A 20756-nucleotide genomic window follows, 5' to 3' on the forward strand; every position below is an offset into this window, starting at 1 on the left:
GCCTATTTAAAATTAGCACTGTGACGAATTAAATTCATAAATTCTTCACGAGTGCGTGCGTCTTCAGAAAACACACCACGCATAGCACTGGTAACAGTCCAAGAACCTGGTTTTTGCACTCCTCTCATCACCATACACATATGAGTTGCTTCAATTACCACTGCAACCCCTTGAGGTTTGAGTAAACCTTGCAGTGCGTCAGCAATTTGTAAAGTTAGCCGTTCTTGCACTTGTAAACGTCGAGCATACATTTCACAAATGCGGGCAATTTTTGATAATCCTATGACTTTACCATTAGGAATATAAGCAATATGAGCGCGGCCAATGATTGGTAATATGTGGTGTTCACAGGAACTGAAAAGATCAATATCCCGGACTAAAACCATTTCATTTGCATCTTCTGTAAATACTGCTCCATTTAGCAGTTCATCTATAGATTGATCATATCCACTTGTAAGAAATTTTAACGCTTTAACAACTCTTTTGGGAGTATCTTTTAATCCCTCACGATCTGGATTTTCTCCTAATCCAATCAGTAGAGTGCGTACAGCTTGCATCATGTCTGCCTCTGTTACAGTTGGCTGTTGCTGATTAGATAAAGATGAAATTATATCAGCAGCAGAAGTTAGTTCTGGACGAATAGATAAAGTCATTTTCTAAGTTTAGTGGGATGAGTTATGGTGGATGTTAATAGTCGAATATCTATTAACTAAATTTGCTCATTAGTTACTACTATTAAACTATAACAAACATTTGTTAAGTTTTGTGTAAATCTCATTAGTATCCAGTTTTCTGCCAACAAAAACTACCTGATTTTTCGGTGAAGTATACCATTCATCAGCGTGCAAAGTGTAACGAGGTCCGCTCAGTTGAAAGATATGACGTAACTCACTATCACTAAACCATAAAATACCCTTAGCTCGAAATACATTTTCTGGCATTTCTTCGGTTAGGAAATTCTCAAATTTATGCACATCAAATGGTTTATCACTTTGGAAAGAAATGGAAACAAACCCATCATTGTCTAAATGATCAGAGTGATGATGATGATGCTCATGTTCATGATGATGATGATGTTCATGTTTATGCTGATCTTCATCATCAATAGCAATGTACTTATCTTTTGGTGTTAAACCCACATCTAAAATTAAAGGTAAAGCAACTTCACCATATTGAGTATGTAAAATCTTCGCTCCATGCTTGATATCATGGATGAAATTTTCTACTTCTTGAATTTTCTCTGGGGTAACAAGGTCTGTTTTATTGAGGAGAATAATATCCCCATAAGTAATCTGTTTTAAAGCTGCTTCACTCTGGAAGTGTTCTTCATCAAATGCTTCAGCATCTACCACTGTGAGAATCGAATCTATGTTAGTTAAATCTCTCAATTCTGTGCTAAAAAAAGTTAGGATAATTGGTAAAGGGTCAGCAACACCAGTGGTTTCAATTACTAGATAATCAATGCGTTCTTCTCGTTCTAAAACTCGATAAACAGCATCAACTAAACCATCATTAATTGTACAACATATACAGCCATTACTAAGTTCTACCATATCTTGGTCTACAGAAATTAGTAATTGACTATCAATGTTAATATCACCAAACTCATTGACGAGAACAGCGACTTTTAAATCTTGTTTATTTTGTAGGATTTGATTTAAAAGCGTAGTTTTACCACTTCCGAGAAATCCCGTAATAATAGTAATTGGCATTCCTTGTTTGGGAATTTCAGGAATTGTGTTTGTTGTGTTTAAGGTGATGGTATTCATATCGAAATCTAATGATCTTACTTAACGAATCAAAGGATGTTACAAAACTGGCTACACTAAAATAATGATAATCGTTATCATGATAGCGCAAAAAAGTCTTAATGGTACAAATTGGATTAAAAAGCTCAATTTTTTCTGACAACTGACTCAACTACATCAACATCAAAGCCACTTCCTTGGCAAAGTAAGTTAAAATCAAATCAGCACCAGCCCGTTTCATACTGGTTAAAGTCTCTAAAATCACCTTTTTTTCATCAATCCAACCATATTGAGCAGCCGCTTTAATCATTGCGTATTCACCACTAACGTTATAAGCTGCGACTGGTAAATTTGTTGCTGCTTTTACTTGACAAATTATATCTAAATATGCCAAAGCTGGTTTAACCATAATGATGTCTGCACCTTCAGCAATATCCAATTCAATTTCCTTTAAAGCTTCTTTCGCGTTAGCTGCGTCCATTTGATAGGTTTTTTTATCGCCAAATTTGGGAGCAGAATCCAAAGCATCCCGGAATGGTCCATAATAGGCGGAGGCATATTTTGCGGAGTATGCCAAAATCCCTACATTGATATAACCTTCAGCATCTAAAGCCGTGCGAATTGCCCCAATTCTACCATCCATCATATCAGAAGGGGCAACAAAATCAGTTCCCGCTTCTGCTTGGGAAAGTGCCATTTTTACTAACACTTCTAAAGTTGGATCATTGAGAATTTTGCCATTTTCATCAACCAAACCATCATGACCATGAGTAGTAAAAGGGTCAAGGGCTACATCAGTAATAATCAAGATTTCCGGGACTGCTTTTTTAATAGCTTTAACAGTTTCCTGGATTAATCCCTCTGGGTTGTAGCTTTCTGTACCTGTGTCGTCCTTTTGATCTTCTGGGATAACCGGGAAAAGCGCAACAGCATTAATACCCAACCGTGACACTTCCGCAATTTCTTCCAGGAGTAAATCTAGAGAATAGCGATAACATCGTGGCATAGAAGCAATTTCTACTTTTTCTTCTTCCCCCTCCATAACAAACATGGGATAAATCAGATCATCCACACTTAAAGTAGTTTCCCGTACCATTTTCCGTAAAGTTTCAGTCCGACGGAGACGACGGGGACGCTGAGAAAGATGCAAGAGGTTATCCGTAGACGAGTTTTCAGACGACATAATATAACTCACCAAAAATGATAATCATTATTATAAATCATCTTGTACAAAACCCAAAAACTGCCCGAAAATGGCCAAGAAAAAATCCGCATGAAGACGGCCGAACAAAGATTCTAGTCCAACTTTCACCAAAAATACAAAATATAACTCTTCCTTTGCGCCTTTGCGCCTTTGCGTGAGATAAAAAATTTAGACTCCCGATCAAAAAAACCGGGAATCATCTCCACTAAGGAACATCAATCGGAATCAAACCATTTTCCGGCACATAACCAGAAAAACAACCATCATCAGAAGACACCAAAATCAACCGCAGAGGATAATCTGGAGGGACTTGCAAATCAGCCCAGGGTACTGCTATTTCTAAACAAGAACCTAACGCAACTTGGGCGCGAGTAGCACGAGGGTACCATAAATGATCGTCTCCTGCTGCTCGAAACTGCACAGATTGACTGAGTAAATTCACTTCTAAATGATGGTGAAATAGATAATTTAAAGGTGCGCTGTCCGGTACTTCTGCTAGAGGTATGGAACTATTCACCATTGTTCTATCTGGATAATACCAAAGTAGGTGTAAATCTGGTGGTAAATCCTGACCGGGAACAGCGCCAGTTTTAAAATCTACTCGCACATAAAAATTCAAATGGTCTACCCCATACCATAAACGTTGAATAGTGCTGCTATTGTGCATTGTTCCCCTTGCACCACCAACTTCAATGCGTCCGGCTTTATCCCAATCCTGTTCATCACCTTTACCATCTATGATCGGATGAATAAAGCCTTGTGGTTTATGGTCTGCACGGGCTTCATGGATTTCCAGCGGAGTGTGCAGATATGGGGGTATGGGTTCATTTAAGGCTTTGTAAATGCCATAGAGATGTTCCCGAAATAATTGGTCAAAAATGGCATCTTGATTGGAAGAATGTCCTTCTCCAAACCACCAAAACCAGTCTGAACCTTCAGCAGCGTATAATGCTTCCCAAGCTGCGGGATTGTTTTCTTCTGTGGCTTCGGGATGATTTGCTAAGACTTGTCTGGCTGCAGTGAGATAGTCCCAGGCGCGGTTTTTAACTGGATCGCCGATCCATGTGGTAAAATTGCCATCTACCCAAGAACCGCTATGGAGTTGTGCAGCGGGAATAGTTGCGGTGGGTGGGTGTTTTTCAATGAATTCGGAAACAGTGACAAGTTTGATATTGGATTGATTACTCAAACTTTCGTATAATGTTTCTAGGAATTCTTTCCCATCTTGGGGATAAAATTCCCAACAATTTTCCCCATCTAGGGCAATTGTAACTAACCAAGGTTGATCGTCATTACTTTCTTTTTGTTGTTTAGCGATAGCTTGCAAATGTCCCACTAAATCTGCTGCGGCTTTTTTTGCTGGCATAGACCCGTAGGTAAAGCCAATTAAATCTGATAGTCTATGATCACGGAAAACAATCGCCACTTCACCTGCTGGAGTTTGCAGACGATAGGGACGATAAAGCAATTCTGGTTCTTGGACATTTCCCGCAGCGTCACGATGAAAAAAGTGTTTTAATGACCAACCTAAAACGGCTTCATCTGAACAAATCCATTTAAAGCCTTGTTTAATAATATACGGTAAAATTTCCGGACTAACGGACTGTTCGGAAGGCCATAAACCTCTAGGATCTTGTCCAAACCTATCTATATATAAATCCCAGGATTTTTGTAAATGTCGAGGAATATCTTCCACCCACTGAAACCGCTGTTTGGGTAATGTCATTTGTGGCACAGCTACCCGTCCGGCGTTAGTATCAGCTAATAAAGGTAGAATTGGGTGAGTGTAGGGAGTCGTGGTAACTTCTAATTGTCCACTGTCCTGCATTTTCCGATGTTGGGGAATAATCTGGCTGAGAATTTGCCGTTGTTTGGAATAAATGCGCTGGCGATCGCCTAAACTAAAATTACGTCCTTGTGCTAACCATGCAGCAATTTCTGGATCATTCCAGAATAAAGGATCAATCCAAGCTAAATTATGCCAAGCTAATAAATCACCATAATCTGACCACTGCCAATTTGCTAAACACCAACTTTGTCCCTGCTCCTGTCTTTGATAATATAATTCGGCATAACGAGGATGAGGATCAATCAAAGTATGATGGTTAGCATCAAAGAAATGTTGAACAATAAACTCCTTTTGTTCACGAGTCAACTTTTCTACCGGCGTTAAACTAGCAGTTAAATAAGGGTCAAAAGCCGTACCTGCAACATAATCTTCTATTTGCAAGATTAATGAAGGCACTAAATTCACAGTTTGGTGCAACTTAGGATACTTCTCTAACAATAATACTAAATCCAAATAATCCTTAGTTCCATGTAACCGTACCCAAGGCAAGCGATATTGCTGACTAGTCACCAAAGAACTACCATTTTCAGGAGACTTGTACAACGGTTGATGTTGATGCCAGATAAACGCAACGTGCAAAGGATGAGACATAGAGTTTTTTTAAAGAATAGGGAACAGGGAAGAGGTAGGGAAGGTATAGGAAGGTAGGGGAGGTAGGGGAGGTAGGGGAGGTAGGGGAGGTAGGGGAGGTAGGGAGAATATTTATCTTTCCTATTGCTCAGTCCCCAGTCCCAATTACCCAGTCCCCAATCCCCAGTCCCCATTACCAGTGATTTAGATGATTTGTTCTATCTCAGAAATTTCGGGAATCATTTCTTTGAGACGGCGTTCAATTCCCATTCTCAGAGTCATAGTAGAACTAGGACAAGAACCACAAGCACCCTGTAATCGGAGCTTAACAATTGGTCCATCCAATTCTACAATTTCCACGTTACCACCATCAGAAATGAGATAAGGGCGCATCTCGTCTAATACGGTTTCTACATTTTCTAGCGTTAGTTCCATTCTTTTAGACCTGCTTAGTAAATAAATTGGTAATTATCCAAGTTGCTAATTATCTAGTTTAGGCTGGAAATGGATAATTGGTCAGTTGTTAGTAGGGGCGAAGCATTTGGAAGATAAATTATCGGTCATTGCCAAAAATAGTTCTCCAAATGCTTCGCCCGTACAGTTGTCAATAGTTCTCCAAATGCTTCGCCCGTACAGTTGTCAGTTGTCAGTTGCAAAAGAATATTTTTCTCCCCTGCCCCCTGCTCCCTGCTCCCTGCCTCTTGCCTCTTGCCTCTTGCCTCTTGCTCCTTGCCTCTTGCCTATTCCAGTAGCTGAATACTGGAATAAACAAACTCAGTAATTGATTGAGGAGTTGTAATTTTTCCATCTTCATATTCTGCCACCACCTGCTTCGTTAAAATGTAATGATTACCAAATTTTTGATATGTATCTGTAAATTTGAGAATGCTATTAATATCACCTGTATGCGAGTTACGAAAAACCACATCATAAGCAGAAGGGATATAACCGGAGTCTGTATCTAGGAATTCCCCAGAATTAATCTCCAAAGTCATCCGACTCATTACCCGAACTTCCTGATATATTTTTTGGTTACGGATTTGATAGTGAGAATCAGTATTTTCACTTTTTACAAAAACCGTAACTGCATCTTTTTCGGCTATTTCACCCAAACTAAACTCATGTTGACGGTAAAAACTTTGAAAATCGCTTCTTTGACAGCGGGTAATGATTTCCTGTAACTGAATATCAATTCCGGCTTCTATTTGTTTATCTGCAACTCCTGTAATTTCTACATTCAAGTTACGATTAATCTGAATTTTACCAGTATAAACTTCATCTTCCTGTAACAGTTGCACATCGGCAGCATAACCAGGAAAGTCTTCATCCCAAGTGTAACGACTTTCATAAGCAGTTTGAAATAAAATTTCTGCTGTTGACTGAATTGCCATATCACCACTTTGACTGCGCTTTTCTAACAGTTTAATTCAAGATAACTAAAGTTGGGGATCTTTGGGTTTGTGAGATCCCCTGATTCGCATTCCGACTTTGTTAATTCCTGCTTTCAAGGAAGTTTGTATTTAATTGTAGTTATCAAAAAACAATCCTTGAAGAATAGATTAAGCACCACGTCGTAACGATGCTTCTACTTGTTTAAATTCTGCATCTAGACGTTTTTTCAGCTTTTCAGGAACGGGACGATTAGGATAAGAACTGTAGTGTCCTGCAAGGGAATTTAGGGCTGTTCGCATAGTTGTAAAAGAGCCAAGAGTTGCAACAGAAGTATTCCGCTGGTAGCGAGCCGAAAAGTCATTGATTTTTAGACGGGCTTCTGCTTGAAGGGCGGCTTTATCGGGAGAATCTTGTGGTAATTCTAGGGCTTGTTTCAAAGTATTGACTACAGCTAAGGTATCTTGACGATAATCCCCAGTTAAACTATCTGGACTACCACCACCACAGCCAACCAAACCGACAACTAACACTAAAACTAGAGAAAGCAGACGCGACCAATAGCTTTTCATAAGCATTAAGTAAAAAAACAAGTAAATCAAAATCCATCCTATCTTGGATTGGTATATGGGGGATAGGAGTTAAAACTTAAAACTTCAAGAAAACTCTTACCCAGTCCCCAATTACCCAGTCCCCAATTACCCATTACCCATTACCCATTACCCGATACAAAGTATCCCGTTGTTGGTAAGGTCTTTCTAAAGATGCGATCGCCCTTTGTAAAGTTTCCACTTCCATACAAGTCCCACCCACAGCCCCGGCCATGGTGGTAATGTGTTCTTCCATTAACGTGCCACCGATATCATTACAACCCCAATTTAAGGCTTCTGTAGCACCATCTAGCCCTAATTTTACCCAGCTTGGTTGATGATTGGGGATATAATTTCCCAGATAAATTCTGGCTACAGCAGTTAGCAATAGGGAATCAGCGAGAACAGGTTGATCTCTTCCTACCTTTTTGCGGAGGGATTTGGGGGCTTCTTGTCCCACAAATGGTAAAACAATAAATTCGGTAATTCTTGCAGGATATCCTGTTTCTATTGCCTTTTGTTGGAGCGATCGCAATTTTTCTAAATGGCCAATTTGCTGTTCTGGGGTTTCAATATGTCCAGATAACATTGTGCTGGTAGTAGGTACACCTAATTGATGGGCTGTACTGACAATTTCTAACCAAGTCTCTGTATTAATCTTTTCTGGACACAATACCCGTCTCACGTCATCATCTAACACTTCTGCGGCTGTTCCGGGCATAGAACCGACACCAGCATCTCGCAAAGCTGTAATCACATCTGTATAAGAAATTACATCTAATCTGGCAATAAATTGGACTTCTTGGGGCGAAAAAGCGTGTAAATGTAAGTGAGGAAATTCGTCCTTAATGGTTTTTACCAGTTTGAGATAATAGGGTAAAGACTTACCATTAATTTGCGCTTGTGGGTGTAATCCCCCTTGCATACATATTTCCGTTGCTCCTCGACGCACTGCATCTGTAGCTTTTTCCAAAATCTGCGCCGAATTTAACCAGTAAGCATCTGGATCACCGTCATCCCGGCGGAAAGCACAAAAACTGCAATGTTGCTCACAAATGTTAGTAAAATTAATATTGCGATTAATTATGTAAGTAACAGTATTGCCAACTTGTTTCTGCCGGAGTTGATTTGCTGTAGCCTGAATTTGAGCTATCGCTTGTGGGTCAGTTTGTTTTAGTAAAAATACTCCCTCATTAGAGGATATATTATACTCTGTCAAAGCAGATTGAAGAATAGAACCAACAGTTATAGTAGTCACAGGTGATTAAATATAAACAACTTATTTAAGTTTCACAATAAATTGAAATTTGGAACTTTTAAATATTATTTTTTTGATCAAAACTCAGCAATTGTTTGTATCATACCAAGAGTATTGTACTCTGTGGAGAGGTAACCTTTATATAGGCTATTTAGCAATTTAAAATTTATTGTTGATTTTATGAATATAAACTCATCCAATTCTTTGTTAGCAGTTCCTATTGGTGCATTGAGGATTTCTGAATTTACACCCAAAGAAATAGTCCAAAATAATCCCATTCTCCTATCTTTAGTAATTCCTACTTATAAAGAACGTGACAATATCGAAAATGTAGTCAATATATTAAGTGGGTTATTGGATAAAGCTATTCCTGGTAATTATGAACTCATTATAGTAGATGATGATAGCCCTGACCGAACTTGGGAAATAGCACAATCTCTCATATCAGATTATCCGCAATTACGGGTCATGCGTCGTCAAGAAGAACGGGGACTATCTTCAGCCGTAATTCGTGGCTGGCAAGCGGCTACAGGGCGTGTATTGGGCGTGATTGATGGCGATTTGCAGCATCCTCCAGAAGTATTAACACAACTATTACAGAAAATAGAAGCGGGGGCTGATTTAGCCTTAGCTAGTCGTCATGTAGACGGTGGTGGTGTCAGTAGTTGGAGTGTGATTAGACGCTTTTTATCGCGTGGGGCGCAGGTATTAGGATTAGTGATTTTACCAGAAGTTGTGGGTAGAGTTTCTGACCCAATGAGTGGTTATTTTATGGTACGACGAAGTGCGATCGCTAATACCACACTTAACCCCATAGGGTACAAAATTCTTTTAGAAGTCATTGGTCGGGGACAGGTAGGAGAAATTGCCGAAGCTGGTTATGTGTTCCGCGAACGCACAGAAGGAGAAAGCAAAGTGACGTGGAAACAATATGTAGACTATATTCAACACCTAATTCGCTTACGGTTATCTACTGGAAGAATAGGAAAAATTCGTCAAAAAGTTAACTTCCCTATGGGACGATTTCTCAGATTTGGTGCAGTAGGATTTAGTGGCGTATTTGTAGATTTAACCATATTTCATATCATGCGTACCGTGATTAACATGGGTTTAACTCGCAGTACAATTTTTTCAGCCGAAGTAGCAATTCTCAATAATTTTCTTTGGAATGATTTGTGGACATTTGGGGATATTTCCCGAAAACAGACAGGAAAACGCCAGCGTTTCAAAAGATTCTGGAAATTCAACATGGTCTGTTTAGCGGGGATAATCATCCAAACATTAGTAGTCAATTTCCTATTTAATAACTTAGGTATGAATCAGTATATAGCTAAATTAATAGCGATCGCAGTTGCCACAATTTGGAACTTTTGGGTTAACCTAAAACTAAGCTGGCGAGTCACAGAAGTCAAATAAATCCATTAAGTCATCTGCGTTTGTCCGCGTTTATCTGCGTTTAATTGTATTAGTCCTTTGATTAAACAAACCCGACATACTCATACCCGTCACCAACAAACCGATTAATCCAAAACCATTCAAAATCGGATAAATTGCCTGTAAATGAAAAATTTCCCCAGTATGAATTTCCAACATTAATCGAGAAGAAAGTCCAATATTAATCGGCCATTCCTTAACAACAGTAGCTAACATTCCCGTCAACACAGTTAATAAAAGCGGGACACAAACAATAATGCCAATAATCCGATGATATTTACGAAATGCTTTTTTCACCGTAATCCTCCGAAATAGAATAAAATTATTAAACGCAGATGAACGCAGATAAACGCAGATGAATTAAGAGATTAGTATTACCTTTGCGCCTTTGCTCCTTTGCCTCTTTGCGCGAAACATCTTAATTATCTGCGTCGCCAAACCTTCAATCCTTCAAACCACAAAATACTAAAAACCCCAGAAGTGAGACTAACTAACAAATCATCAAAATGCAGAAAAGAGAACCGGAATAAATGGCGTAACACAGGAACATAAAGCACCAGTCCCATAAACACCACACCACCACCTAATACCCACCAAAGTGCTGCATTAGGAGTGCGTAACATTTCAGGAATAGTCCGCGACCAAGAACGATTACTCAAAATCATACTCAAATTCGAGACAATTAAAGTAGTAAAAGCCAAAGCGCGAGCATCAAATTCTCCATGTCCAGAGTAAAAAGCCACACCAAATACAACCACCAGCACCACCAACACACCTACCCCTTGCAGCAGTGCTAATTTCAAAGTCCGACGGCTGAATAATGACTCTCTAGGATTGCGGGGTGGACGGTTCATGATATTGCTTTCTTCTGGTTCAGCCTCAAATACTACAGTACAAGCCGGGTCAATAATTAAATGTAAAAAAGCAATGTGAATCGGCAGTAGCACCAGCGGCCAGTGAAATATTACCGGAATCAAGGACATTCCCGCAATCGGAATGTGAACGGCCAAAGTATAAGCCATCCCTTTTTTGAGGTTATCAAATACTCGTCGTCCCAGCCTCACAGATTGGACAATGGCAGAAAAATCATCATCTAACAAAACTAAATCCGCAGCTTCACGGGCAACATCTGTACCCCTTTCCCCCATAGCAATACCGATATCTGCGGCTTTCAAAGCTGGGGCATCATTGACACCATCTCCAGTCATAGCAACGATTTCACCGCAGCGTTTGAGGGCGTTCACAATCAGTAATTTTTGTTCGGGAACAACCCGCGCGAAGATATTCACGGTTTGAATGCGAGACAGTAATTCACCTTCTGGCATTGTTTCCAGTTCTGCCCCGGTAATTACTTCTGTGGCAGGTTTTAGACCGATTTGGCGGGCAATATTTTGGGCTGTGGCGGGATAATCACCTGTAATCATTACTACCCGAATACCAGCAGTGTAACATTCGGCAATAGCTGGGGCAACAGTTGGGCGCACGGGGTCAGCCATGCCTAGCAGTCCTAAAAAGGCAAATTCAAAGTCATGTTGGGCTTTAGGAAGAGATTTGAGGGTTTTATTTTTTTGATGTTGGCCAATGACTTTGGCTACACCTAAAACACGCAAACCAGCAGCAGCCATTTTATTAATTTGTTGTTCTAAATTTTGCCTTTGTTGGGTGTTAAAATGACAAAGATCAGCGATCGCTTCTGGCGCTCCTTTGGTAGCAACTACTAACTTATCTTCTGGAGATTGCCACACACAGGACATGGCTAATAATTGACCGGTGAGGGGATATTCCCGCAGTATTTCCCAATCTTGATGTAAATGTTCGGTTCTGGCTAAATAGTCATCACCAACCTGTTTCAAGGCTTTTTCCATGGGGTCGAAAGGGTCTTTGCGACTAGCTAAAATCCCAAATTCGATTAATTCATGAAAAGTTTCTGGCAGGGCTTCTCTTTCATGGAGAGCAACATCGTAAAATTGGGTACTTAGTGTTTTAGGTTCATACACAAATAATTGCTGCACTGACATCCGATTAAAAGTCAGCGTTCCGGTTTTATCTACACAAAGAATAGTCGCAGAACCCAGTGTTTCTACTACGGGAACACGCCGAGTTAAAACCCTAGCCTGGGAAAATCTCCAAGCACCTAAAGCCAGGAAAATTGCCAAGACCACAGGAATTTCATTGGGCAAAATCGCCATTGCCAGTGCCAAACCTGCTAAAATTCCTTGTAGCCAATCGTTCCTAGTTGCACCGTAAATAACGATGACAGCTACGCAAATAGCGATCGCTACAAAGGTCAATTTACTGACAATTTTTCGAGTTTCCCGTTGCAGAACCGTGTCCTCCTGTTCCACAGTTTGCAAGGCTTTCCCAATTTTACCCATTTCTGTCTGCATACCTGTGGCATAGACTTGGGCAATTCCCTGACCTTGAACTATCAACGTTCCCGAATAAACAAAAGGTAAATCTTCACCACCAGGACGGTGCTGGGTGGCTGTTCTCATGGTATTTTCTAAATCGGTGCTATCTTCTACTGATTGCTTGCGAACAGGTAAAGATTCACCGGTTAATAGAGATTCATCCACGCTCAAATGGGTAGACCACATCACCACAGCATCCGCAGGAACTCTATCACCCTCTGACAAAACAATCACATCTTCTCCAACTACTTCCCGTCCTGCAATCCGTTGACGTTCACCATCACGAATCACCAATGCACGGGGACTAGAAAGATCCCGTAATGCTTCCAGGGATTTTTCTGTTTTTTGTTCTTGGTATAAGTTGATGCCGACAATAAAAAAGATGAAACCTAACAAAATCAACGCTTCCTGAGCATCACCCAAAAACAAGTAAATGATACCACAACCTAATAACAGGAGAAAAATTGGCTCTTTGAAGATTTCTAAGGCAATTTCCCAGATTTGACGATGTTTGCTAGATGGTAACTCATTATATCCTTCTTGTTTGAGGCGATCACCTGCGGTTAATGCAGATAACCCTGTAATAGATTGGAGTGCAATTTTATGAGTCATGATAAAAGTTTTGTTTTCACGTCCACGTAGCGTGCAGAGTACATATAGCGATCGCCAATAAATCCCCAAAATTTATCTTAAAAATCTCTTAAAACTGTTATTCTGAGCAGAGCGTTCCCACTCATAGGCTTATGACCATGCTGCACTATTAGAGGCGACACCAATACCAGTATCCGCCACTTCCATAACTACAAAATCATCCCATTTAACGATTTTTATCCTGACCAGACCATCATTAGATGGATATTGCAAAGTATTTCCTAGCAAATTGCCACGTTGTCCTTTCCGAGTTTTTTACCTTTGCTGTTTTATCATGGGAAATATTAGAGCGGTACAAATAAAAATATCCATTAGGAGTTGACAGTATGAAAAGTTTCAAACCGATGTTAATTATTGCAAGTATCAGCTTACTGACTTTAGTAGGTTGTAACAAACCCGAACAAGCTGCCACTGAAACTACCCCAGCTACAACTTCCAATTCTACAGAAAAAGTCCCAGGACAAAAATCCACAGCGGGTAATACAGGTTTACTCGCTGTAGTCTCCAAAACAAAAACCGCAGTTAAAGCTGGCAATTTTGTTCAAGCCAAAAAAGAATTTGACAAATTTGAAGATGCTTGGAAAGAAGTAGAAGACGGAATCAAAGCTAAATCTCGTAATAATTATGAAGCTGTAGAAAAAAGTATGGATGAAATTTCAGGAGAACTCAAAGCTGCTAAACCTCAAAAAGACAAGTTATTAGCATCATTACAGTCATTAGAAAAAACTATTAATGCTATTTCCAAGTCTTAATAAGATCTCAAATGCAATAATTTTGAATGGGACAACATTTAAATAAAATCTGTTTTCTGTAGGGTGGGTAATGCCTACCATTATTGCTTAAATGTCTTGTATTAGTCACTTTTTTGAGTAGTTTGCATATAACGATAAATCGCTGCTATATTCCGAGCATCATCAATACCTCGATGATGTGTACCTTGTAATTCCATTCCTAAATGTTCCAAAGCTTGTGCCATACCAAACTTATCAGATACACCTAAATATTCAGAAAATTCCGTTTTAATATTTCTGTGTTCTGCACCAAAAGGATAAGGAATATGATGAAATTTACAATCTTGTAAAAATTGCGATTTATCGTAATTACCCCAAGAACAAAATATATTATTAGGAAATAAATTCATCCAATCAGTTAATTTTGACATCACTTCTGGGAAACTTTGTGCTGCGTCAACTTGTTGCTGAGAAATGCTAGTCAATTCTGTGCAAAAAGCTGTAAGTTGGGGATTTCTCACAGGTTTAATAAATTGTTGAAACTCATCATCAATTTCCCAAGTTTGACGATTTAGCATTACCGCACCAATTTCAATAATTTCCATTATATGACGGGGAATACTCTTTTGATGACAACAAGTAGCTTCAAGATCAATGATCAAAAAGTAGTGATTCATAGATAATTGATAATAGGTGATAAAATACTTACTTTCATCCTGTTCATCCTTTCATCCTGGATATCCTGATTCTGACAATTCATGAAAAAGGTTTGAGCCATTTTCGTAAAATAGCAATATCTAAAGCAAAAGCAGCAAAGGCAAACCACAATATACTTTCTCCTGCTAAGATTAAAAAAGGCAAAACCGGATTATTTATATGCCAACCAACTTCTATTTGAGTTAAACCTCGCACCAAACCAAAAGCCCAAACTCCACCAGTTTTGAGATGAGAATTGGTATCTACGCGGATAATATAGCGATAGGTGACACCAAATAGAAACCCAGAAAACCCGGCGATAACACCATTTAATAACATCTGTAAATTTACTATATCAATTTTATCATAACTAACCAAAGGAAAATACTTATCCAGCCATAAAACATTAATAAAGCTAGTGCTAAGGAAAGCTAAACCTAAAGATACGCTACCAATTGCTCCCGCTTTGAGAGATTCTAACCGTTCTGCCATTAATTCCATAATTTTTCTAACTCTCCTACCAATATAGTTAATAAATCCACTGCGTTTTCCCAGTATGATGAATATTAGAGCCGTTTTGTAATTATTTGAAAAGTAGAACTATGATTTTGACACTGGGTTGGGTATCGCTGTTAGTTGTGTTTACTTGGTCTATTTCTATGGTAGTTTGGGGACGCAACGGACTATAGAGGCATCGTGGAAAGTCCATTTTTGGGTATTTTAGCCGTATTTGGTGTAGTGCTGCTAGTAGGAGTCACTGGTGGTGTTGTTTATCTAACATTAGCAGATTGGCGCGATCGCCGTCGTCTCGAAGACGAAACCCGCGAAGCCCGACGTAGCACTAGCAAGCGAAAATGATTCTCTTACAGCTTACGTATAGCTGTATTTTGCGTTAAAAAGTGTTTATGTAGGGATAACAGCTATTCGTATCCCTACATAATCTATATTTATTGTTAAAGCAGATATCCAGGGAATAAATTCCCTGTCTAATAGCCAAAGTCGGTTAAAACCGACTAATAATAATTCTCTCTCTTCCTCTTTGCGCCTTTGCTCCTTAGCGCCTCTGCGCGAAATAAAATTAATTAAGTAAAATAGAAAAAAATATACCTGTCTATAGCCAAAAACTACAAACAAGTACAATTAAAAATAACAGTAGTTTATTAAAAAAACAAAATTATTAGTCGTTATCCCATTCTTCGCGTCCGATTAAATCACCAATGCGATCGCGGAGTAAAAAATCACATTTCTCTAATTCACATTCTACACAAACCCACTCTCTAGCTGGAATAAACTGGCAAAGTGTATAAATTGGTTGCTGACGGCCAACCATTCCCCTTTCCACCAGTCGACGTGCTTCGTCCTGAATCACATTCAGAGAGTAGTAATTGTAATTGATAGAAGGCACCGTATTCACACTCATGGTTTTTTTCTCACAAAATTACATCAAAAATACATTTAGACAGCGTTCCTGTTATGCACGAGGAACAAAGACGACAATAATTAAACCTGTGTTCAGGGTTTTGTAGTTTGCTATACGGAACTATTCTCATTTTGACGCTATACACCTCCAAATTATCTAAAGAAATGTTAAGTTTGTCAAGAAAACATGACATTTATGTTATTTGAACTTCCTATCCATAAGATAACAGTAGTTAAGTTGACCAATCAAACCTAGATATTTCTATTTTTAACATTAATTTGTATAGAAATTATTAGAATCATCCTAGATTTGCTGTGACGTTAACTTTATTAGTATATATACACCTATGGATTCTGACCTCTACCCTAAGACACAGAATTTGCAATACCCATAATTCTCTAAAAATAGGGAATCAAGGCATTGCCCATTATCCCCATCTAGATGGCTTTAACAAGCAACAAGTTCCAGATTTATGGATATTTTGGGAAACTTTAGATCAATCATTCGGTAATCTCTTCTGCTCCCTCATCCATACTTGACAATGTTCGTTTTTCCTCCAGTTGGTTTAACAAACTCAGCACTTTAGTACCTCGTTCTATAGAACGATCTTCCACAAAAATTACTTCTGGAGTCCGTCTTAATCTGACCCTAGAGCCAAGCTCACTGCGAACGTAACCCGTAGCTGACTTTAAACCAGCCATTGTTTCCGTCTTCGCTTCCTCCGTTCCATAGATGCTTACAAAGATGGTAGCGTGTTGTAGATCCCCAGAAACATCCACATCAGTAACACTGACCATTCCCATACCCACACGGTCATCTTTAATACCGTTGAATAGCATTTGGCTAACTTCCCGTTTAATTAATTCAGCAACGCGGGAAACGCGGCGATTTGTAGCCATATATATTCCGCCTTCTCACAGAGATTTAATAACATGATTCTAAATGCAAATTAGAGTGGACGGTGCTTGAGGTGATAAAATCAACAGCAACAGTCCAATAAGCTCAACCCTTTTTTAGTTCTAGTTTAGATTGGATTCAATCCCAGCATAGCCCGCACGGTAAGCGTTACGAAAAAAAGACCACCGGCAAAAAAGCCTAAAATAGCAATCAGCGTCACAGGACGTTTCAAGAATGGAAACAGCGGCTCAAGGGTGTTTAGAAAAATACCCAAGACGATACTAATCAAGTACCGAGGGTAGCGAAAGACGTTATCCCAAAATCCATCAAACATTTGAATTTAGACTGCCTTATTATAAACTTTATTGATTAGTTAGTTTTTAGTTTAATCGTAAGTAGATGGTAAGTCAAATCCCTAAACAAACTTACCCACGGCCATTTTTAAAGTGGGCTGGGGGTAAGACTAGATTAATTTCGCAATATAAAGACTATTTTCCTCAGCATTATCAGACTTATTATGAACCATTTTTAGGTGGGGGAGCAGTTTTTTTCTATTTGCAACCATCCAAAGCAGTTTTAACTGATATTAATGCAGATTTGATTCTTACTTATCGGTGCGTTAGAGATGATCTTGAGGACTTAATAACTTCGCTGCAAGCACATAAGCAAAGACATAATTCAGATTATTATTATGATGTGAGAAATTCTTATACTGGGACAGATTTAGAAAAAGCGGCTCGGTTTATTTATCTCAATAAAACTTGTTTTAATGGACTTTATCGGGTTAATTCTCAGGGAAAATTTAATGTCCCTGTAGGTAAATATAAAAATCCTGGTATTTGTCAAGAAGAAATTTTAAAATTAGCGTCTGAATCCCTAAAAAAAGTAGAAATCAAACAAGCTAATTTTGAGGAAGTGCTAAATTATGCAACTGGTAGTAATGAATTTGTTTATTTTGATCCTCCCTATTATCCTCTAAATAAAACTAGCAATTTTACAGCTTATAGTAATTTTTGTTTTGACGAGAATCAACAAATCAAACTCAGAGATATTTTTATTAAATTAGCTGATAAAGGTGTAAAAGTTATGCTATCTAATTCTGATTGTCCGTTTATTCGTGACCTTTATAGTGATTTTAATATTCACACCATATCAGCAGCGAGGTCAATTAATTCTAATGCTCAAAAGCGAGGGAAAATCACTGAAGTATTAGTAACTTCTTATAAAAAATTGTAGGTTGGGTAGAACGAAGTGAAACCCAACATTGTTAAAAACGGTGAAACCCAACATTGTTAAAAACGGTAAAACCCAACATTGTTAAAACAGTGAAACCCAACATTGTAAAATCTAACATTTCCATGAAAATGTTGGGTTTCCTTGCGTCAACCCAACCTACGGAATTGACTTTAATTATTTTTAGCTTCAGCATGACCGTTACGAATAGACCATGCTAATTCCAACATTTGTGTCCAGCGTTTTTGGAGTTGTTTAGGAGTACATTGAACAGCTTTAGAAATAAGTAGATCACTTTGACAGGCAGTTTTTAACTCAAAAATTTGCTGTTGCTGTGGTGTAAGTTGATGCCAAAAAATATCCCATTGCTGGGAAGATAAACCTAACTTATGTTCTAAACCAGCACCTAACCATTGATGAACTAATTGCCATTGGTGCTGTTTGGCAAACTTCTCAACGTGATATTTAAATCTTTGCTGCAAATAATCGCGTTGACGACTAGTTAAACCCAGAATTTGATCAATTTCCGGTGCAGAAAGATCCTGGAGTTTGAGAGTCAAGTAATTCATACAATCAGATTGTCCTTGAGACTCCAGATATTTCATTAATTCGGTAATCACTCGATTGCGTTCCGACTCTTCAGAAGGGTCAAAACCAGGTTTAGCAATCATTTGTGAGCGAATTTGCTGCACTGCCACATTGCGTTGATAAGATTCTGCTTCTTCCGTTTTCGCAGAATCCACAGCCATTTCAATATCTACAGTAGTTTCTTGGGGTTGACGACGGGCAAAACCTTGAGCGCGTAAAACAATTAATTGCTGATTAGCACCACCAGGTAAATTAATCCGACGTTTGGCATATTGTTCTGTAAACGCCATATATTCAGCTACTTGTAACTGAGTCCGAGGGGTGTAATTTTCAGGTAATTCAGTTTCTCGACGAAAAGCTTTAATAGCTTCGATATAAAAAGCTTGTAAAAAATCTTCAATCAGATTGTAACGAGCCTCAAACCCTAAATCTGAGCCAGCAACAGTAACGTGACGATAAACAATTGCACCCAAACTGCTGTGTAATTCTACCCGTCCTTGTTTAGAACCAAGTTGATAGTAACGTAAACACTTTTGTAAACGATGTCTTCCTAAAGTAATTTGCCAAGACTGAATTTGTCCTGAGTTTTGAATGCGAGAGCTTTTATCACATATCCGTTCTACTTCTTTGGCTATGCGTCCAACGACATCTTGCACACCAGAAGTAGCAGCTTTAACTTGAGATTGCATCTCATGGGATAAAAGTTGCACCAATGTATCACTGGTGGGAATAGACAATTCTTCAAGAGAAATATAGCTATCAAAAGCAGATGTAGAATTAGGCAGATTGGCGATGTTAGCTTTCATGACTTTTCTATAAAATTGGTATTGCACCTTAACTCAAATGCAGATACGGTATTTAATGCCAGTCTCAGGAGGGAAAATCTTTGGAGATTTATTCCTCAAAATTCACCAACTAGACTGCTGATATGTAAATACTGTAGGAAATTTCCAAAGTTAAGGGCTTGTTAATTGTGTCGGTTTGTTTTTAGCAACTAAATCAAAGATGGCATATAAGATATTCACTGTGAGGGCAAATTGCCAAATTGCCAAAAGCCTAGTCATAGTAAGATTGGCTGATAGCCTGTATGGCGTAGCCATGATTACATGACTAAGGATGACAGCACCTGGAAGGATGACAATTTCAAAATTGGCGTAAGGTGATCATATAATTAGCGCAACGGAGTCCAAAACAAGGGGTTGCACTTGTAAAGCTTTATTCTTAAACCCAAGTAGCTACAGCTTCCCAACCTAAACCTCTCCGAATAATAACTGGTTCTTCATCGGTCAAATCTAAAATGGTAGACACTTGATATGTAGGTTCTTCGGCAGTGTCAATAATGATATCTACCAATTTATCCAAATGGTCATATAAATCTACCCTTGTCAAAATTGGTTGTTTTCCGTTCTCAACTATTTCCTGGTCTTCGTCATTTGCTCTAATATGAGCCGAAGTAGAAATAATCGGGTTTCCTAATGCTTCCATTAATGCCAAACAAACCTGATGATTTGGCACTCGAATTCCTGTGGTTTTGCGTTTGGGACTTTGTACTAGTCGTGGTACGAGTTTGGTAGCAGGGAGCAAAAATGTGTAGGGTCCTGGTATTAACCGCTTCATAATCCGGTAGGCTGTATCACTTACGGAGGCATAAGTCGCCACATTGGAGAGTGAGGGACATAAAAATGTCAGTGGTTTATCATTTGCTAACTGTTTGATTTGCCGCACTCTTTCCACCGCTGACTTGGAATTCAAATCACAACCAATTGCGTAAACTGTGTCTGTAGGGTAGAGCATGATAGCGCCACCTAATAGCGCTAACTTTATTTCCTCTATTCGGCGGCTTTGAGGATTATCAGGATGAATGGTGAATATTTTGGCCATAATGATTATTGGTAATGATTATTGGTAATGGGTAATGGGTAATGGGTAATGGGTAATGGGTAATTGGTAATTGGTAATTGGTAATTGGTAATTGGTAATTGGTGATAGTTTTACCACTGACAACTGACAACTGTACGGGCGAAGCATTTGGAGAACTATTTTTGGCAATGACCGATAATTTATCTTCCAAATGCTTCGCCCCTACT

The 20756-nt window shown here is 38.9% G+C and carries 25 protein-coding genes and 1 pseudogene; 6 read left to right on the forward strand and 20 right to left on the reverse strand.

The window, feature by feature from the left end:
* Positions 1–2: 2 nt before the first annotated feature.
* The 5 genes from folE to AN490_RS21140 form a co-directional block, all read right to left on the reverse strand.
* A complete protein-coding gene (gene folE / locus AN490_RS21120) occupies positions 3–653 on the reverse strand; it encodes a GTP cyclohydrolase I FolE (protein WP_148761862.1) in 651 nt (216 codons plus the stop codon).
* 87 nt (positions 654–740) lie between these two features.
* Positions 741–1769, reverse strand: coding sequence for a GTP-binding protein (locus tag AN490_RS21125; protein WP_300006766.1), 1029 nt, complete (start codon positions 1767–1769; stop codon positions 741–743).
* Positions 1770–1920: 151 nt separating this feature from the next.
* Complete coding sequence (hemB, locus tag AN490_RS21130; protein WP_300006768.1) at positions 1921–2931, reverse strand: porphobilinogen synthase; 1011 nt, start codon at positions 2929–2931, stop codon at positions 1921–1923.
* 226 nt (positions 2932–3157) lie between these two features.
* Positions 3158–5392 (reverse strand): glycoside hydrolase, encoded by a 2235-nt coding sequence (locus AN490_RS21135; RefSeq protein ID WP_300006771.1) that lies wholly within the window; start codon positions 5390–5392, stop codon positions 3158–3160.
* 183 nt (positions 5393–5575) lie between these two features.
* On the reverse strand, positions 5576–5806 hold the full coding sequence (locus tag AN490_RS21140) for a NifU family protein (protein WP_015079343.1): 231 nt from the start codon (positions 5804–5806) through the stop codon (positions 5576–5578).
* A gap of 85 nt (positions 5807–5891) precedes the next feature.
* Between AN490_RS21140 and AN490_RS21145 the strand changes: the two genes are divergently transcribed.
* Positions 5892–6152, forward strand: coding sequence for a hypothetical protein (locus tag AN490_RS21145; protein ID WP_300006774.1), 261 nt, complete (start codon positions 5892–5894; stop codon positions 6150–6152).
* Here AN490_RS21145 and AN490_RS21150 read toward each other — a convergent pair.
* From AN490_RS21150 to cofH, 3 genes are all read right to left on the reverse strand, one after another.
* Positions 6112–6762, reverse strand: a complete 651-nt coding sequence (locus AN490_RS21150; protein ID WP_300006776.1) for a DUF3386 domain-containing protein — start codon at positions 6760–6762, stop codon at positions 6112–6114. The genes AN490_RS21145 and AN490_RS21150 overlap by 41 nt on opposite strands.
* 168 nt (positions 6763–6930) lie before the next feature.
* Positions 6931–7338, reverse strand: coding sequence for a photosystem II protein Psb27 (gene psb27, locus AN490_RS21155; protein WP_015079341.1), 408 nt, complete (start codon positions 7336–7338; stop codon positions 6931–6933).
* Positions 7339–7465: 127 nt separating this feature from the next.
* Positions 7466–8608 carry a 7,8-didemethyl-8-hydroxy-5-deazariboflavin synthase subunit CofH gene (gene cofH, locus AN490_RS21160; protein WP_300006778.1) on the reverse strand — a complete coding sequence of 381 codons (1143 nt, stop codon included), beginning with the start codon at positions 8606–8608 and terminating at the stop codon, positions 7466–7468.
* A 180-nt stretch (positions 8609–8788) separates the two neighbouring features.
* Here cofH and AN490_RS21165 point away from each other — a divergent pair, with 180 nt between their 5' ends.
* Positions 8789–10024 carry a glycosyltransferase family 2 protein gene (locus tag AN490_RS21165; protein ID WP_300006780.1) on the forward strand — a complete coding sequence of 412 codons (1236 nt, stop codon included), beginning with the start codon at positions 8789–8791 and terminating at the stop codon, positions 10022–10024.
* 30 nt (positions 10025–10054) lie between these two features.
* Here AN490_RS21165 and AN490_RS21170 read toward each other — a convergent pair whose 3' ends face one another.
* The 3 genes from AN490_RS21170 to AN490_RS21180 all read right to left on the reverse strand — a co-directional run bounded on the left by AN490_RS21170 (position 10055) and on the right by AN490_RS21180 (position 13317).
* Entirely contained in the window at positions 10055–10339 is a 285-nt protein-coding gene (locus AN490_RS21170) for a hypothetical protein (protein WP_015079334.1), read from the reverse strand.
* A 125-nt stretch (positions 10340–10464) separates the two neighbouring features.
* Positions 10465–13065 carry a cation-translocating P-type ATPase gene (locus AN490_RS21175; RefSeq protein WP_300006783.1) on the reverse strand — a complete coding sequence of 867 codons (2601 nt, stop codon included), beginning with the start codon at positions 13063–13065 and terminating at the stop codon, positions 10465–10467.
* Positions 13066–13194: 129 nt separating this feature from the next.
* Positions 13195–13317, reverse strand: a complete 123-nt coding sequence (locus AN490_RS21180; protein ID WP_300006785.1) for a hypothetical protein — start codon at positions 13315–13317, stop codon at positions 13195–13197.
* Between the two features lie 113 nt (positions 13318–13430).
* Between AN490_RS21180 and AN490_RS21185 the strand changes: the two genes are divergently transcribed.
* Positions 13431–13856: a DUF4363 domain-containing protein gene (locus AN490_RS21185; RefSeq protein ID WP_300006787.1), complete on the forward strand. Its 426-nt coding sequence runs from the start codon at positions 13431–13433 to the stop codon at positions 13854–13856.
* 101 nt (positions 13857–13957) lie between these two features.
* Here AN490_RS21185 and AN490_RS21190 read toward each other — a convergent pair whose 3' ends face one another.
* Entirely contained in the window at positions 13958–14512 is a 555-nt protein-coding gene (locus AN490_RS21190; protein WP_300006789.1) for a 3'-5' exonuclease, read from the reverse strand.
* Positions 14513–14591: 79 nt separating this feature from the next.
* Positions 14592–15032 carry a hypothetical protein gene (locus AN490_RS21195; protein WP_300006791.1) on the reverse strand — a complete coding sequence of 147 codons (441 nt, stop codon included), beginning with the start codon at positions 15030–15032 and terminating at the stop codon, positions 14592–14594.
* Positions 15033–15133: 101 nt separating this feature from the next.
* Here AN490_RS21195 and petN point away from each other — a divergent pair, with 101 nt between their 5' ends.
* Positions 15134–15220 carry a cytochrome b6-f complex subunit PetN gene (gene petN / locus AN490_RS21200; protein ID WP_013189847.1) on the forward strand — a complete coding sequence of 29 codons (87 nt, stop codon included), beginning with the start codon at positions 15134–15136 and terminating at the stop codon, positions 15218–15220.
* Positions 15221–15227: 7 nt separating this feature from the next.
* Positions 15228–15389 (forward strand): hypothetical protein, encoded by a 162-nt coding sequence (locus AN490_RS21205; protein WP_015079329.1) that lies wholly within the window; start codon positions 15228–15230, stop codon positions 15387–15389.
* Positions 15390–15708: 319 nt separating this feature from the next.
* On the opposite strand, the gene AN490_RS21210 is transcribed toward AN490_RS21205, so the two are convergent.
* From AN490_RS21210 to AN490_RS21220, 3 genes are all read right to left on the reverse strand, one after another.
* The gene (locus AN490_RS21210) at positions 15709–15951 is read right to left on the reverse strand and encodes a DUF4327 family protein (protein ID WP_015079328.1); all 243 of its coding nucleotides are present in this window, start codon (positions 15949–15951) and stop codon (positions 15709–15711) included.
* Between the two features lie 500 nt (positions 15952–16451).
* Complete coding sequence (gene rbfA / locus AN490_RS21215; protein WP_015079327.1) at positions 16452–16850, reverse strand: 30S ribosome-binding factor RbfA; 399 nt, start codon at positions 16848–16850, stop codon at positions 16452–16454.
* Between the two features lie 125 nt (positions 16851–16975).
* Complete coding sequence (locus tag AN490_RS21220) at positions 16976–17182, reverse strand: DUF751 family protein (RefSeq protein WP_015079326.1); 207 nt, start codon at positions 17180–17182, stop codon at positions 16976–16978.
* 65 nt (positions 17183–17247) lie between these two features.
* Here AN490_RS21220 and AN490_RS21225 point away from each other — a divergent pair, with 65 nt between their 5' ends.
* Positions 17248–18084, forward strand: a complete 837-nt coding sequence (locus tag AN490_RS21225) for a DNA adenine methylase (RefSeq protein WP_300006796.1) — start codon at positions 17248–17250, stop codon at positions 18082–18084.
* A 170-nt stretch (positions 18085–18254) separates the two neighbouring features.
* On the opposite strand, the gene AN490_RS21230 is transcribed toward AN490_RS21225, so the two are convergent.
* From AN490_RS21230 to AN490_RS21245, 4 genes and pseudogenes are all read right to left on the reverse strand, one after another.
* Positions 18255–19475 carry a HetZ-related protein gene (locus tag AN490_RS21230; protein ID WP_168695745.1) on the reverse strand — a complete coding sequence of 407 codons (1221 nt, stop codon included), beginning with the start codon at positions 19473–19475 and terminating at the stop codon, positions 18255–18257.
* A 150-nt stretch (positions 19476–19625) separates the two neighbouring features.
* Positions 19626–19769 (reverse strand): hypothetical protein, encoded by a 144-nt coding sequence (locus AN490_RS21235; protein ID WP_158310511.1) that lies wholly within the window; start codon positions 19767–19769, stop codon positions 19626–19628.
* Positions 19770–19890: 121 nt separating this feature from the next.
* Positions 19891–20550 (reverse strand): L-threonylcarbamoyladenylate synthase, encoded by a 660-nt coding sequence (locus tag AN490_RS21240; protein WP_041458287.1) that lies wholly within the window; start codon positions 20548–20550, stop codon positions 19891–19893.
* A pseudogene (locus AN490_RS21245) lies at positions 20522–20756 on the reverse strand (hypothetical protein); the annotation flags it as partial. The gene AN490_RS21240 and the pseudogene AN490_RS21245, both read right to left, overlap by 29 nt.

It is taken from the genome of Anabaena sp. AL09, assembly GCF_001672255.1.
Lineage (GTDB): Bacteria > Cyanobacteriota > Cyanobacteriia > Cyanobacteriales > Nostocaceae > Dolichospermum > Dolichospermum lemmermannii.

Coding starts and splice junctions, on each gene's coding strand:
- AN490_RS21195 (WP_300006791.1), bottom strand. CDS start 15,032: ATGGAATTAATGGCAGAACGGTTAGAATCTCTCAAAGCGGGAGCAATT.
- AN490_RS21175 (WP_300006783.1), bottom strand. CDS start 13,065: ATGACTCATAAAATTGCACTCCAATCTATTACAGGGTTATCTGCATTA.
- rbfA (WP_015079327.1), bottom strand. CDS start 16,850: ATGGCTACAAATCGCCGCGTTTCCCGCGTTGCTGAATTAATTAAACGG.
- AN490_RS21190 (WP_300006789.1), bottom strand. CDS start 14,512: ATGAATCACTACTTTTTGATCATTGATCTTGAAGCTACTTGTTGTCAT.
- AN490_RS21165 (WP_300006780.1), top strand. CDS start 8,789: ATGAATATAAACTCATCCAATTCTTTGTTAGCAGTTCCTATTGGTGCA.
- AN490_RS21240 (WP_041458287.1), bottom strand. CDS start 20,550: ATGGCCAAAATATTCACCATTCATCCTGATAATCCTCAAAGCCGCCGA.
- AN490_RS21140 (WP_015079343.1), bottom strand. CDS start 5,806: ATGGAACTAACGCTAGAAAATGTAGAAACCGTATTAGACGAGATGCGC.
- AN490_RS21150 (WP_300006776.1), bottom strand. CDS start 6,762: ATGGCAATTCAGTCAACAGCAGAAATTTTATTTCAAACTGCTTATGAA.
- psb27 (WP_015079341.1), bottom strand. CDS start 7,338: ATGCTTATGAAAAGCTATTGGTCGCGTCTGCTTTCTCTAGTTTTAGTG.
- AN490_RS21210 (WP_015079328.1), bottom strand. CDS start 15,951: ATGAGTGTGAATACGGTGCCTTCTATCAATTACAATTACTACTCTCTG.
- AN490_RS21230 (WP_168695745.1), bottom strand. CDS start 19,475: ATGAAAGCTAACATCGCCAATCTGCCTAATTCTACATCTGCTTTTGAT.
- AN490_RS21135 (WP_300006771.1), bottom strand. CDS start 5,392: ATGTCTCATCCTTTGCACGTTGCGTTTATCTGGCATCAACATCAACCG.
- petN (WP_013189847.1), top strand. CDS start 15,134: ATGATTTTGACACTGGGTTGGGTATCGCTGTTAGTTGTGTTTACTTGG.
- AN490_RS21220 (WP_015079326.1), bottom strand. CDS start 17,182: ATGTTTGATGGATTTTGGGATAACGTCTTTCGCTACCCTCGGTACTTG.
- AN490_RS21125 (WP_300006766.1), bottom strand. CDS start 1,769: ATGAATACCATCACCTTAAACACAACAAACACAATTCCTGAAATTCCC.
- AN490_RS21235 (WP_158310511.1), bottom strand. CDS start 19,769: ATGGCTACGCCATACAGGCTATCAGCCAATCTTACTATGACTAGGCTT.
- AN490_RS21225 (WP_300006796.1), top strand. CDS start 17,248: ATGGTAAGTCAAATCCCTAAACAAACTTACCCACGGCCATTTTTAAAG.
- hemB (WP_300006768.1), bottom strand. CDS start 2,931: ATGTCGTCTGAAAACTCGTCTACGGATAACCTCTTGCATCTTTCTCAG.
- folE (WP_148761862.1), bottom strand. CDS start 653: ATGACTTTATCTATTCGTCCAGAACTAACTTCTGCTGCTGATATAATT.
- AN490_RS21185 (WP_300006787.1), top strand. CDS start 13,431: ATGAAAAGTTTCAAACCGATGTTAATTATTGCAAGTATCAGCTTACTG.